Source organism: Psychrobacter sp. FME13, assembly GCF_014861395.1.
Taxonomy (GTDB): domain Bacteria; phylum Pseudomonadota; class Gammaproteobacteria; order Pseudomonadales; family Moraxellaceae; genus Psychrobacter.
On sequence record NZ_RRYV01000018.1, the window covers coordinates 1 to 13,841 of the forward strand.

Genomic DNA, 13,841 nt, shown 5'->3' on the forward strand with positions numbered 1-13,841 from the left:
TCAATCAGGCAGCTTAATTCTATTTATTAGGTGTCTTAAGTTTGGGAGGGTTACCGCGCCGCAAGAGACAGAAATCAGCTCATACTTAGTCGTCAGATTGACTCCGACTTGTCAGACAGCGATTTTGATGACTTTGAGCTATAAGCGCTAGACGCTTTATTTTAACGTTTTAACAGTACTGTAGCGCGTGAATGCTAACCTACGCTTTGAGTAGGTTCGTATTAACGCCAATAGGATAAATTATGACGTGGGTAATGACCAGTAAGCAAAAGTTCTATTTGCATGATAATGAAAGTCTGCTCGATGGGCTATTGCGTACTGGGCATGATGTCAATTATCAATGCCGCGAAGGCTATTGTGGCAGTTGCCGCGTTAAATGCATTGCCAGCTCACACAGCATTGATTATCCGTTTGAGCCACTCGCCATGATTGACGAAGACGAAATCCTGCCCTGCTGTTGCCGCGTGCAAGGGGTGATTCATATTAACCATGAGCCAATCGTAAAGTAGGGCGTGTTTGATATTCACAACCTTATCTATCTACAACCAAAAAAGCGCGCTATCTCAAACGATAGCGCGCTTTTTTGAGTATTACTCTATACCTTGTCTATTCTAAAAACATGCTGCTATTGAGGAGCACCGTTGTTTTCAAACAACTTCAGCAGCTCTTCACGCATACGGTCACGCTCTGCTTCTGACATCATTGGTGCGTTTGGCTGTTCCTGTTGTAAATAAGGTTGTCCCAGACTCTCACCTTCTGCCACCACAGGTAGCTCAAGCGTCTCTTGTTCTGGACGTTGCTCTAGCTTAATCGTGACCTGTTTGTTACTACCATCACGCAGTACCTGAACATTAAGTGCCGTATCAGGCGACTTTCGAGCCACATATTGAATGAGCGTATTGGCATCAGTCATCTCAATTCCATCAATGGTCAAAATCACATCACCAACTTTAAGACCACTTTTGGCCGCTGGACCTTGAGCGATGACATTCAGGACTTCTACACCTGTTGATGTCTCTAACTGAGTCGGATCACGAAGCTGCGACTGCACCTCAATACCCAACCAACCTCGACTCACCTTGCCATCTTTAATTAAGGCATTCATGACCTGCTCTACGATAGAGGTAGGAATGGCAAAACCGATACCTAGAGAGCCACCAGACTGTGAGAAAATTACGGTATTGATACCGACTAGCTCACCATGAGCATCAACCAATGCTCCGCCCGAATTACCGGGGTTGATAGCAGCATCAGTCTGAATAAAGTCTTCAAACTTATTCACCCCTAGTCCAGTACGACCAGTCGCTGAGATAATACCTTGGGTCACCGTCTGCCCCACACCGAATGGATTACCAATAGCAAGTGCCAAATCACCGACACGAATGGGGTCTTCGCGGAATCCTAACGGTGTCAGCCCATCTAGATCAACTTTAATAACCGCCAAATCACTGTCTGGATCGGTTCCAACGATTCTAGCGCGACTTTTACGACCATCGGTGAAAGCAACGGTAATCTCATCTGCTTTTTCGATGACATGGGCATTAGTCACGATATAGCCATCTTCTGATACAATCACACCTGAGCCCAAATTGGTATTGCCTTGCTCTTGTGAAGGACCACTATGGAACTCAAAAAAACGGCGCAACACTGGATCATTCATATAAGGATGCTCGGCTACCGTTTGCGTGGTATAGATATTGACCACCGACTGTGATGCACGGGCCACTGCATCATGATAAGAAGAAATCGGAGCTGGCGTATCCGAAACGGGTTCTGATGCTTGTTGTTCAGTTGGTGTACTTCTCGGTGGCTCCCACGTCGCCTCTGACGTTGTTTTCATACTCGTGAACAACCAGATAAATGCTGCTAAAACCAGCAACAATAAAACCCAAGGTAACCACCTTAATAGAGATGCTTTATTTTTGGTGCTTCGGGATGACGACATATAAAACCTCTATAAATTTTATGCAAACAGACGATAATAGATAAAGAGAGACCATTGCCCTGAGAGCCTAGTCAATCAAGCCAGCTCATACACACAAATTATAACCGCCAACAATACCAAATAGTAACGTATCGTGTACCATTTCAGTTAGTCAGTTTGTCTACTCTTTTACACCACCATGTTAAAATGGTCATTATACAAAACTATTGATGAGTTGCAATTGTTCAAACAACTGCAACAATGATAAGGGCTCACTATGACAGCTATCGACACTTCAACACCAACATCCAATACGTCCATTACAGCAGAAGCACTGACACAGTTTTGCAATGATTACTTATCAGCCCATGCATTCAAAGATTATGCGCCTAATGGCTTGCAAGTAGATGGTGGACAGTCTATTAAGCGTATCGTCACTGGTGTGACTGCCTGTGAAGCCTTGATTGATGCGGCCATTGCAGAGAATGCCGATGCTATTATGGTACATCATGGGTATTTTTGGAAAGGTGAACCTGCTACGATCACTGGTATGAAAGGTCGACGCATTCGAAAATTGATGCAACATGGCATTTCTATGATTGGTTATCACCTACCGCTTGACGCACACCCTATCATCGGCAACAATGCCAAGTTGTCTGAAGCGTTGCAGCTGACTGTCACTGGTGCGCTTTATCCCAATGAGTCACATCCAGTTGGCAATATTACTACTTGCACGCCCCAAAGCACTGGCGATCTCATTGCAAAAATCACTCAAGCATTGGGTCGCTCGCCGTTACATATCGCAGCTGATTATCATGCAGACTCTTCTACTAAGACCAGTAATAGGTTAATAGAACGGATAGGTATCTGTACTGGTGGCGCCCAAGACATGATTGAACAAGCGGCATTGATGGGCTGCGATGCCTTTATCTCTGGTGAGATATCAGAGCGCACCACACATATCGCACGTGAGCTTGGGATTGATTATTTTGCCTGTGGTCATCACGCGACAGAACGTGGTGGTATTCAAGCATTGGGACATATCATATCTCAAGAATTTGATGTGCCTGTGACCTTTATTGATATTGATAACCCTGCATAACATCGCAGTCATGACAGCTTGCTTGACATTAAGCTTTTTAAGTTAAGACCAAAAACAATAATGATTATTATTCTTACAATCAACGACTTATCGGTATTTTTATGCTAATAAATGCACCAAAAAAGAGCCGTATTTTGATTATCTGTCGTTTGATTGTTAAGTTTTCTCGCTATTTCCTTAACCACACTTGAATAATCTAGAAAATATCTTCATATTACTACCCGAGCAAAGAGCGTCTTGTCATGAGGCGTCCCATTTACTATAGCTTCCGGTTATGGCGCTTAAATGAGGTAAGTCTTTACAACTTCGCTACTTATTACGGTCAACGAAGCAGTGAATGACTGACCAAAGAGTACATTATGTTTTCACAATGTCTAGGGTCTATTGAACATTGTATTTTAGTTGCATAATGTCTCTTTATTTTAGTGTCGCAACAAGAGCTTAGTGATATCTGATTGATGGTCTGTGTTAATAGGTATTCTATTGACTATCGATTAGGTTAATTCGCTGACCCTTGTTGCTGAACAAAAAATATAGATACCGTTCACTCTGCCACTTATTATTTTAAGAGTAGATGGTCTACCTATATTGGCGTAGAGAAATCAGACGTATAGATTCCTGATTCACTTCTATGCTTTGTTTCAATAGCTTATTTCATGACCTATAGTTGAGGCAGTTTGGAGCTGCTTTGGCTATATGTTTAATACCCTACTGTTTTGCTGTTAGCCTTATCTAAACACCCATGAAGGAATCATACGATTTACGTCCTTTGCGGTGTTTTATATGCGTTTATATTTTTAGAAATTGACGCAAACAGATAACGGACTGGTTCAAAAGCAATGACAATGATGCAAATAACGTATCTAAAGTTCGACAGTAGCATTAAACAAGCAATATCGTACTTATATAATTAAAAAGTATGACATTGTCTAAATATGATTTCGGTGCTTGCGCCTCTATTAGCAAGCATTTGCTTCATGTTTTTGGGTAAGTAGGACGGCTAAAATTAGGAGACATCCATGCAGCGTATTACTTATCGTGTAAAAGTATCTGCGCAAGGGGCCAAACGCCGTATTTCTTATTTACTGCGTCCATCTAAACGCCTGCTGAACACTGAAAGTAACATCGTTTCATCCGTTACCCCTACCATATCTACCCGCTTGGCCAGAACCAAAAAGTTGGCACAAGTCTCTAGTATCGCCCTTCTCTCACTACCTGCTGAGAGTTTAACGATAATGCGTGCACCTGTACCAGCCTATGACCATGTCATGTTGGAGCGCACATTAACAGTCGCTGCTGTACCAGGCGACAGTACCTACTTTGCCACTGATGGCTTTCAACATGGTTTTGGCTTTGATTTGGTGCGTAGCTATGCCGATGAGCTAGGTGTAAATGTCAATCTAAAGGCCTATGCTAGTGAGGAAGCGGCACTAAAAGCCTTACGATCAGGAGCTGCGGATATGGCATTAACAACAGCCAGTACTCAGCTAAAGAGCAAATATAATTTATCTTCTGTCAATGTCAGTTGTGGCTACGATGCTAGCCTGACTAAGAATGGCTTGCATCCAAAGGTCAGTTGGACATTCAACTCATCAACCGACCCATTGTCAGAAAAAGCCAGTTACTTCTTGTGTGATAGCGTTAAACTACAAAACACACAAAAGCTGGCAGCTTTTTATAACCAAAACTTGCTAAAAGATGCCTATAGTCAGGATCATTTCAAAAAAACCCTGACAGAAAAGCTGCCCGACTACCAGTCTTCTTTTGAAGAACAAGCACGTAACTACAATCATGATTGGGAATTATTGGTTGCCATGGGCTATCAAGAGTCACACCTTGATGCCAATGCTGTCTCACCAACAGGTGTACGTGGTCTAATGATGCTGACCAATAACACTGCCAAAGCAATGGGCGTGTCGGATCGCGTTGATCCTTATCAAAGTATCGGTGGCGGTGCGCGTTATTTAGAGCAGATGAAAGATGAGTTTTCTGATGTACCAAAATCTGACCGGATTTGGTTTGCACTAGCAGGTTATAACATGGGCCCCAATGCCATCAAAAGCATTCAGCGCAAGCTAAGAGCCGAAGAAATTGATGATAAAAGTTGGGCTAACGTTTATGCATATCTGGCCGAAAACAGAGCGTCTAATAGCCGCTATGGTCAAGCGATGCATTATGTGAGTAACATCAGAAGTTATCTAGAGACTATTAAAACTCAAACGGTCTAATCATAATAAATTTGAGTGAGAACCTGTCATTAATTCGTATATAGTCAAAGTACTTTTAAATCGCTACAGTGCTGCTGGGATAAGTTTTTCGCAGCCTCTATGAATACAGCAAGCAAGTAAAATTTATACCAGTAGCACCATAATACAATCGTATCGGTTTTATGTTTCTTTGACTATATTAAGACACTTGGTAGGCTTAAAAATAAAAAATCTGCTCTTATAAAGAGCAGATTTTTTTTGCAGTTCTCACAAGATTGATCATTACTATCATCGCAAATCTATTCTCAACGATTCGGCACTGTCAGACGCTGACCACGCTGTAGCATAGTATCTGCAGCAATATCATTCATATCGGCCAACTCTTTGGTGGATACATCATATTTACGTGCTAAGCCAATCAAACTGTCTCCTGACTTAACCGTATAGCTAACCGTCATTTTTGGCACTTTCAATGTTTGCCCACGTTGCAGCTGTGCATTAGTTGCCAAGCCATTGGTTGCTGCTAGGTCTGCTACTGAGACCCCAAATTTACGTGCTAAGGCAATCAAACCATCACCCGATTTGACGGTATAATTTTCGGTATTACTCAGCTTCTGACCATTACTACTCGTGGTATTATTATTGCTGCTACTAGTAGCACTGCTTTTACTAGCAGTCACACTACCACTGGCAGGAATGGTAATCGTACGACCAAGTATCAGGTTAGAGTTGGTTTGTAGGTTGTTCGCTGATGCCAAATCACTCAAACCAATATTATAACGTTTGGCCACACCCGTTAAGGTATCACCAGATTTGACTTTATAGCTGACTGACTTATCATTCAGCTGACGATCTACAAGCTCTTTGGAAGCTGGTACTTTAATAGTTTGACCACGCTGCAACCGAGCGTTGGCATCAAAGCTACTATTCACCGCAGCAAGCTCTGTTGCAGTAATACCAAGACTATTAGCAATACCAATCAAAGTCTCGCCCGATTTCACTTTATAGTTAGTCGTCGCGACTGAACTTGCGCTGCTTTGGTTATTAGAGCTACTGGTAGTGTTTGTCGTAGCTTTAAAGTCAACGCTCTCAGGTACTTTAAGTGTCTGACCAACATACAGAGTATCTGTCGTACTGATACCATTAAGACTGGCTAACGTAGTGGTTGGTATATTGAACTGACGCGCAAGGGCAATCAAACCATCACCCGATTTTACTGTATAGTTTTTAGTGGCTGTACTTGATTGAGTGGTTTTAGTAGAAGGCTCAGCAGGTGTCGTCGCTACTGATTCCTTGACATTACTACTCGCACTGCTCAGCGGCTCAATGGTTTTAGCATTGTATAAATACAAAGTACTACCCGATAATAGATTGGCATTGGCATCTATTTGGTTCCATTCTGCGATATCTCGCCAGCTCACACCAGCACGGCTAGCAATATTAGATAACGTGTCACCACTCTTGACTGTATAGGTTGTACGTGTGCCTTCTGGTTTTGGTTTACTAACTGGCGTCTGGGCAAAACTTAGCTTCTTCTCTTCACCACGAGCTTCTAGAACAGACTGCTGTGTTTGTACAGCGGATAGATTGATATTGCCATCTGCATTAATCACATCAGTTTCAGATGAGTTACTACGAATTTGATTGGCAATAAAGTCACGCTCTGCTTTGCTTAGTGGTGGCTCTTGTACAATAGTATTGTTTGGTGTGATCTGTGCCGAAGTGGTTGGTAGGCTATTACTACTTTTGAGCTCAGCATTGATTTTATTGGTCTCTTCAGTCGTCAATGGAGGCTCAGACGACGCTGAGCTATTGCCATATGAAGAACTGCTGGTCGATGGTGAGATATAACTCGTTGTCTGCTGAGGTACGCTGGCACTTGCAGCATAATCAGCCAATTCATTACCAGTAGATGGTAATGAAGAAACAGAATATGGCTTGTTATTATAACTTGGTGTGGTTTCTGTCGTGCTTGGCGTTGCTGCTGCAAGCACATTACCTGTGCCATTACCTCTCAATTCACTTAATTTCGCATCAACATTCAGACTCACATCATTAGGGATGATAATGCGCTGCGGGCCTGAAGTGTCCACTCTTCCAGATGTTAGCGCTGTATTTAATCTTTCTAACTCATCATAACTCACACCTGTCAATTGCGCTACTTCAGACAAGCTAACGCCATAATTAACCGGCACACTACGGAAATGCTGACGGTTGGCAATAGCGGGTAGATAAACACCATACTGTTCAGGATCGGCAACGATCTCAGCAACGGCCAAGAAGCGTGGTACATAGTTCATCGTTTCAGTAGGTAGTCTGAGCGACCAGTAATCGGTCGGTAATCCTTGAGCTTCATTCGCCTCAATAGCCTTTTGTACGCGGCCAGGACCTGCATTATAAGCAGCTAATGCCAACTCCCAACTGCCGAACTGATTGTGTAATGCAGTCAAGAAATCATAAGCTGCACGCGTTGATTCAATCACATCACGGCGACCATCGTAGGTACTGCTTTGATTCAAGCCATAAATACGACCAGTACTTGGGATAAACTGCCATAAACCTGCGGCGGCGGCGCTACTAGTACCACTTGGATCATACGAACTCTCAATCACGGGTAACAAAGCGAGCTCTGTCGGAATATTGCGACGCTCAGCCTCTCGTACGGTATGATAAATATAGCGACTGGCACGTGCCGTCAAACGATTAAGATAATCCTGTCTACTGGTAAACCAGCTCTTTTGTCCTTCAATACGCTGATTATAGATAGGTTGACCACCATTCATGCGATAACCAGCACGTAGGCGATTCCATAAATCACCATATTGTTGAATAGCAAGCTTATTACCTTCTACCATAGTCATATCAGTGGCTTCTAATAAGTCAGCCAATTCATCCAAACTTTCTGCATCCAAAAATTCGGTCGAATAATCATCACTCGTCGCACTAGATTGATTGGTAGCAGGTTTAGTAATGACAGACGAGCTATTGGTTGTACCATTATTTGTTACTGTTGACGTACTGCTACAAGCACTAATCAGTAACGTTGATACGGCAAGCGTCAATGGTAACGCGATAAATGAACGAGAGGTTGATGGTACAGTAGACATGATATTGAAAGTTTCCTAACGACAAGAAGTGATGAGATAGAATTGTTTGATAGTATAGTATGCAATATAGCGTAAAGACCAGCTAATATAAAAAGATAATAGTCATAAGTTGAGTTTAGTCGTGTCCAAATTTCTCAACTAAAATAACTGACCAATCACTCATTAAGACGTCCACATTATCAGCCATCATTGAATATCAATAAATGATGACGGTCATTTTGAGTATATTTATTGAATATCGATATATTTTCAGTGGCTTTTTCAGTGCCTTGATTTTCAATGGCTAAATCATTCACACAATCGTAAAGCAGGGCTCAACTGCTAGGGTGTGTCCTCATTTTGAAAACACAGCCTAATGACTAGTCTAGTTAATCGTAATCTGTGATACCGCACGTAGCAGTACCGCGTTACCAGTTGATAACGTTAATGTCACTCTTGATGTGGTGACAAAAGAGACTGTTCGACCATCCTTTACCCAGCTCTCATTGGTTGTTACATTTGCTTTGGCTTTATCACCTGTAATGACAATATTATCTACAGAGATGTCATAGCGATAATTAGAAGTGTCATTCCAACTGTCTTGTAACAATTTCAAATAGGCATCTTTATCCAAGCTGGTAGACTTACCCTTTCTAGACAATGAAATCAGCGCATCATCAGAGACGAGACGAGACACCTGAGTGACGTTTTGGCTGTTCGCTGATGACTTCATCGCTGATGCATAGTTCTGTACCAAAGCTTCGGTCATGGTCGCCGCCTGCGCACTGATGCTCACAGAACTTGCGACAGCAACTACAGCGGCCACACTGGTACTTTTCATCAATAGCACCAAAAGCCTCTTTCCCCATAATCGTTTCATGATAATCCTTAGCGATACTATTTCGTTGTTGTCGTATATCGATGCTTAACCTGTTTCTATCATTTCATTAAACACATGCATATTTATATAAAAAACAAACTAAGCGAGCTCTATTGCTCACACGCTTACCTTTAATAAGATACATGTAACTGTTTTTACAACAACCATTTTTTACAACAATCATTGTCATTACTGCATATATCCCTACTATTTTTTCAGTAGTAGCGACAGCGTTGTTACACCATAGGATGAGCCTATCATTCAAATCTCACAGCTATGTGACACCCTGTGTAATTATTGCGAATACTCGATAGGCTATGTTTACTAGCGAGCAGCTTAACATTAACCACAACCCATCTAAATAAGATCCAAACAGCTAGATACAATTAAGCTTCATTCTATGTTCTCATTTTTATCAGCATTTTTAAAATAGAAACACACTCTAGTCCATTCTACAACTTACTGTCTGAACTATTGTTTTCATCTTGTTCATCATCACTGAGCTTCATACCCAAACGCTCTACTCGTCTGTCCATCATTTGTCGTGCCAATGCCTGCATGTCTTCGACGCGATCTATTTCATCCACAATCTCTAAACCCAGTAATGTCTCGAACACATCTTCTAAAGTAACCAAGCCTTTGACTTCACCATACTCACCGACTGTAATCGCAATATGTACACGATTTTTGAGCATCAATTCTAATAAGTCAAATAGTTTCATTTTTGAAAATACAAAAGTAATATCACGCTTAAACTGGGTCAATGGCTTATCTACAGCATGATTCACTTTCGCCAATAACATATCTGTTTTTAATACAAAACCAGTGATATTATCCAAGTCACCATCATAAATAGGTAACCGTGAAAACGTTAGCTTTGGACGATCAACCAACAACTCAGCGACAGTTTTATTTTCTTCAAATGCAAGCATCACCGAACGTGGTGTCATGATATCTTCGACTTTAATAGCACCAAATGCTAGTAAATTACGGATAATTCGCGACTCTAAAGGATCAATTTGTCCTGATTCTTCACCAATACTGGCAAGAGCTGCAAACTCACGGCGACTGAACGCTTGTGGTTCTTTGCCGCGTACCAGTAGTTTTGTCAAACGTTCTGAGATCCAAATAAGTGGGTACAACAATAAGATAATGCCACGGACGAAATAGGCAACGATGCCGCTTAACTGACGCCAATAAACCGTACCAAGCGTTTTTGGAATAATCTCAGATAAAAATAAAATCGCCAATGTCATAATGGCAGAAAACAGACCAAACCAAGCACTACCAAAGACGATCGTCGCCTGTGCACCTGCACCGATAGAACCCAGTGTATGGGCCACTGTATTCAATGTCAAAATAGCTGCCAATGACTGGTCGATATTATCAACCTTTAACTGTCTTAGCATATTTGCTTTTTTAGGATTATTTTCTTGAACGTCAGCAATATAAGACGGTGTCATACTGAGTAATGAAGATTCAGCTAAGGAACAGACAAATGAGATACCAATAGCAATAACCACAAAAAATATCAATAGTAAGATATTAAAGGCTGTCGGCTCTGCTGATGCCTCAGCTGCAAAAGCAGGATATGGCAATAGCATCATGAGTATGGCCATCAGTACCGATAATCCAAATACTGACTGAGTACGACCAATACGCCTTAAATAGCGTGTCGGAGGAGGTTCTGCAGATTCGTCTTTGCGACAAGCGCGTGGACGACATAAATGAGGTGCAAACATAAAAGTGGTGAACAAATTGGGTAACCTAAACAGAAAAGAGGAAAAGGAATAATAATATTTATTATATCCCAATAAACAGTGGGCTGAATGCAGCCAAATATTGCCATTTGATAGTAGCATTGATGCTAAGTTTTCACAATAAGTCACTATTTTTAAGTCTTTATTTTTTGATACCTTTTATTACGCTACTATGACCTCATATTGACTAGACTAGGTTCAACACATCCTAAACCACAAATGGCAATAGTACCTAGCGAGGTCCTACCTACCTTAAGAAAAACACACTCAGCTTATGATTAACAGTTACCAAGTCTGGGATTTTTTGTTACTATGCGTCTAATTTTATTTTTATCTATAATTTTATTGAGAGAGATATGGAACAGTTCGGTCAACTTTTATTACCAATCGCATTTTTTGCCATTTTTTACTTCTTGGTGATTCGTCCACAATCTAAACGTACTAAAGAGCATCGTGCGATGGTCAATGCGTTGACTGTTGGCAGCGAAATTATTTTTGCGGGCGGTTTAATGGGTCGTATCAAAGCCTTAGAAGGTGATTATGCGGTTGTTAGCTTAAATAACAATACTGATATCAAAGTACAGCGTGCATCTGTTATTTCAGTATTGCCTGCTGGCACTATCGAAAGCGTTTAATCGTTTTTTCTTAATGATTGTTTGATGGTCATATCATCAATAAATGTGATGTAATGACTAAAAAATGACCGTATATTATTTACGGTCATTTTTCGCTATAAAGTAGTGAGGCAAAGCAGTTTTATAAACTTATAAATAGTCTTTATTTGCTCTTTTGGGTTTGCTGTTCTTATGCATTTTTATCAAGGATACTTCCGATAATTACATAAAAACATTTCTGTATTATTTGCTTTACTATCACCGCGGATGATCGCAATGGCACATGATGTTTGCTACTAAATACAGCATTAAATCATTGCGTTCGCTAACTTCCCATCTGCTAACTTGTGGCCTACGTTGCCAGTCGTTTATCAACTTAAAGAAGTGATTATGCAATATCCCGCTTGGAAATACCTAATTATTGCCGTCGTACTAATGGTTTGCGGCCTATATGCTGCTCCTAACCTCTACCCTGACGAACCTGCTGTGCAGATTACTAGTGCAGCAGCAGGTACACAGCTGTCTGAAGAGATACTAACACAGTCGCAAACCTTGCTCGAAGAAGCGGGTTTAAATACCCACGATGGTACGTTTGAGGGCAACAGTGCGCTGGTGCGTCTTGACAACTCTGTTGATCAAGTAAAAGCCCGAGATGTACTGCGTCAGAACTTAGGTGAGAACTATGTAGTCGCACTTAACCTAGCACAGACAACACCTCAGTGGCTACGTGATATCGGTGCAAAACCGATGAAACTTGGTCTCGATTTACGTGGCGGTGTACGTTTTGTACTAGAAGTCGATATGGACAAAGCGCTCGAACAGCGTTTAACTGGTGCGAGTAGCGACATGAGGCGCGAGCTGCGTGCTGAAAAAGTTGCGGTCAAAGGCATTAAGACCGAAGGTCAAAGCGTGGTAATACATTTCGCTGATACAGATACTCGCAACCGTGCACAAAACGTTTTACAAGGGTCGATGGGCACCACGTTTAGCTTGCAGTCTTCTATTGACAGTCAAGGTCCGACATTAATCTTAGCGTATAATGATGCGACATTAGACGAGATAAACAGCTATGCGGTCAATCAAAACTTGACGACGCTACGCAACCGTATTGCTGAGCTTGGCGTTACTGAAGCTTTGGTACAATCTCAAGGCGCTAACCGCATCGTCGTAGAATTGCCAGGGGTACAGGACACTGCCGAAGCAAAACGTGTTCTTGGACGTACAGCAAACCTTGAATTCCGTATGGTCGCTGACGATGCTGACAACTATACAGGCGGTATTCCACCAGCTGGTACTGAGGCATTCCCATTTGAAACGTTAGATGGCCCTCCTGTATTACTCGAACGTCAGGCGATTGTCGCTGGTGACAAAGTCACCAATGCACAAACAGGTATTGATGAAAGTGGATCTCCTGAAGTCAGCATCACCTTAGATAGTGCTGGTGGTAAGCTGATGCAGAACGCTACACGTACCGCTGTAGGTAAACAGATGGCGGTACTGTTTATCGAAAACAAGCAAAGAATTACGTACGAAGAAGACCCAGAGACTGGCGAGACTACAGAAGTCAGAACGCCTTATGCTGAGACTAAAATAATTAACCGTGCCAACATTCAAGCAGTCCTAGGCTCATCTTTCCGTATTACTGGATTAGACAGTAGTGCTGAAGCCGCTGAGCTTGCTTTATTGCTACGTTCAGGTGCGCTTGCTGCACCTATGTACTTTGTAGAAGAGCGCACTATTGGCCCATCACTGGGTCAAGACAATATTGAAAAAGGCTTATTTTCTACGCAAGTCGGCTACTTGCTAGTCTTTGCGTTTATGATTGTCTTCTATCGTCTGTTTGGTGTCATCGCTAATATAGCGTTGGCAGTGAACGTTATTATCATTATCTCTGTTATGTCTATTTTAGGCTCATCACTTACCCTACCCGGCATTGCTGGTATTGTCTTGACCATCGGTATGGCAGTTGATGCAAACGTACTGATCTTCGAACGAATACGTGAAGAGATTGCAAACGGGGTACGACCGAAGTCAGCAATCGTGGCAGGTTTTGACCGTGCTTTTAGTAGTATTTTCGATGCCAACATCACCACTTTACTGGTTGCATTTATCTTATTTGCGATTGGTACTGGTCCGATTAAAGGCTTTGCGGTTACGCTAGCTATTGGTATTGTCAGCTCGCTGTTTACAGCCATTTTAGTAACACGCGCGCTGGTACAAATTGCTTACGGTAAACGTAAATCTATCAAACGTTTGAGCATCGGTTAG

The 13,841-nt window shown here is 41.9% G+C and carries 9 protein-coding genes; 5 read left to right on the plus strand and 4 right to left on the minus strand.

Annotated features, from left to right (window positions below; translation table 11 throughout):
* Positions 1-242 precede the first annotated feature (242 nt).
* Positions 243-509 (plus strand): class I ribonucleotide reductase maintenance protein YfaE, encoded by a 267-nt coding sequence (yfaE, locus tag EI164_RS04035; RefSeq protein WP_192518713.1) that lies wholly within the window; start codon positions 243-245, stop codon positions 507-509.
* 116 nt (positions 510-625) lie between these two features.
* On the opposite strand, the gene EI164_RS04040 is transcribed toward yfaE, so the two are convergent.
* Positions 626-1,945, minus strand: a complete 1,320-nt coding sequence (locus tag EI164_RS04040; protein WP_192518714.1) for a S1C family serine protease — start codon at positions 1,943-1,945, stop codon at positions 626-628.
* Positions 1,946-2,201: 256 nt separating this feature from the next.
* On the opposite strand from EI164_RS04040, the gene EI164_RS04045 reads away from it, so the two are divergent.
* Positions 2,202-3,026, plus strand: a complete 825-nt coding sequence (locus EI164_RS04045) for a Nif3-like dinuclear metal center hexameric protein (protein WP_192518715.1) — start codon at positions 2,202-2,204, stop codon at positions 3,024-3,026.
* Positions 3,027-4,045: 1,019 nt separating this feature from the next.
* On the plus strand, positions 4,046-5,254 hold the full coding sequence (locus EI164_RS04050; protein WP_192518716.1) for a transglycosylase SLT domain-containing protein: 1,209 nt from the start codon (positions 4,046-4,048) through the stop codon (positions 5,252-5,254).
* Between the two features lie 284 nt (positions 5,255-5,538).
* Here EI164_RS04050 and EI164_RS04055 read toward each other — a convergent pair whose 3' ends face one another.
* From EI164_RS04055 to EI164_RS04065, 3 genes are all read right to left on the minus strand, one after another.
* A complete protein-coding gene (locus EI164_RS04055; protein WP_192518717.1) occupies positions 5,539-8,340 on the minus strand; it encodes a LysM peptidoglycan-binding domain-containing protein in 2,802 nt (933 codons plus the stop codon).
* Between the two features lie 364 nt (positions 8,341-8,704).
* Complete coding sequence (locus tag EI164_RS04060) at positions 8,705-9,160, minus strand: nuclear transport factor 2 family protein (RefSeq protein WP_225739100.1); 456 nt, start codon at positions 9,158-9,160, stop codon at positions 8,705-8,707.
* 491 nt (positions 9,161-9,651) lie between these two features.
* On the minus strand, positions 9,652-10,818 hold the full coding sequence (locus tag EI164_RS04065; RefSeq protein ID WP_413038435.1) for a CNNM domain-containing protein: 1,167 nt from the start codon (positions 10,816-10,818) through the stop codon (positions 9,652-9,654).
* 497 nt (positions 10,819-11,315) lie between these two features.
* Here EI164_RS04065 and yajC point away from each other — a divergent pair, with 497 nt between their 5' ends.
* Entirely contained in the window at positions 11,316-11,594 is a 279-nt protein-coding gene (gene yajC, locus EI164_RS04070; protein ID WP_192518719.1) for a preprotein translocase subunit YajC, read from the plus strand.
* 369 nt (positions 11,595-11,963) lie between these two features.
* Positions 11,964-13,841, plus strand: a complete 1,878-nt coding sequence (gene secD / locus EI164_RS04075; RefSeq protein WP_192518720.1) for a protein translocase subunit SecD — start codon at positions 11,964-11,966, stop codon at positions 13,839-13,841.

Coding starts and splice junctions, on each gene's coding strand:
- EI164_RS04050 (WP_192518716.1), top strand. CDS start 4,046: ATGCAGCGTATTACTTATCGTGTAAAAGTATCTGCGCAAGGGGCCAAA.
- EI164_RS04060 (WP_225739100.1), bottom strand. CDS start 9,160: ATGAAAAGTACCAGTGTGGCCGCTGTAGTTGCTGTCGCAAGTTCTGTG.
- EI164_RS04055 (WP_192518717.1), bottom strand. CDS start 8,340: ATGTCTACTGTACCATCAACCTCTCGTTCATTTATCGCGTTACCATTG.
- EI164_RS04045 (WP_192518715.1), top strand. CDS start 2,202: ATGACAGCTATCGACACTTCAACACCAACATCCAATACGTCCATTACA.
- yajC (WP_192518719.1), top strand. CDS start 11,316: ATGGAACAGTTCGGTCAACTTTTATTACCAATCGCATTTTTTGCCATT.
- yfaE (WP_192518713.1), top strand. CDS start 243: ATGACGTGGGTAATGACCAGTAAGCAAAAGTTCTATTTGCATGATAAT.
- secD (WP_192518720.1), top strand. CDS start 11,964: ATGCAATATCCCGCTTGGAAATACCTAATTATTGCCGTCGTACTAATG.
- EI164_RS04040 (WP_192518714.1), bottom strand. CDS start 1,945: ATGTCGTCATCCCGAAGCACCAAAAATAAAGCATCTCTATTAAGGTGG.
- EI164_RS04065 (WP_413038435.1), bottom strand. CDS start 10,818: ATGGCCATACTCATGATGCTATTGCCATATCCTGCTTTTGCAGCTGAG.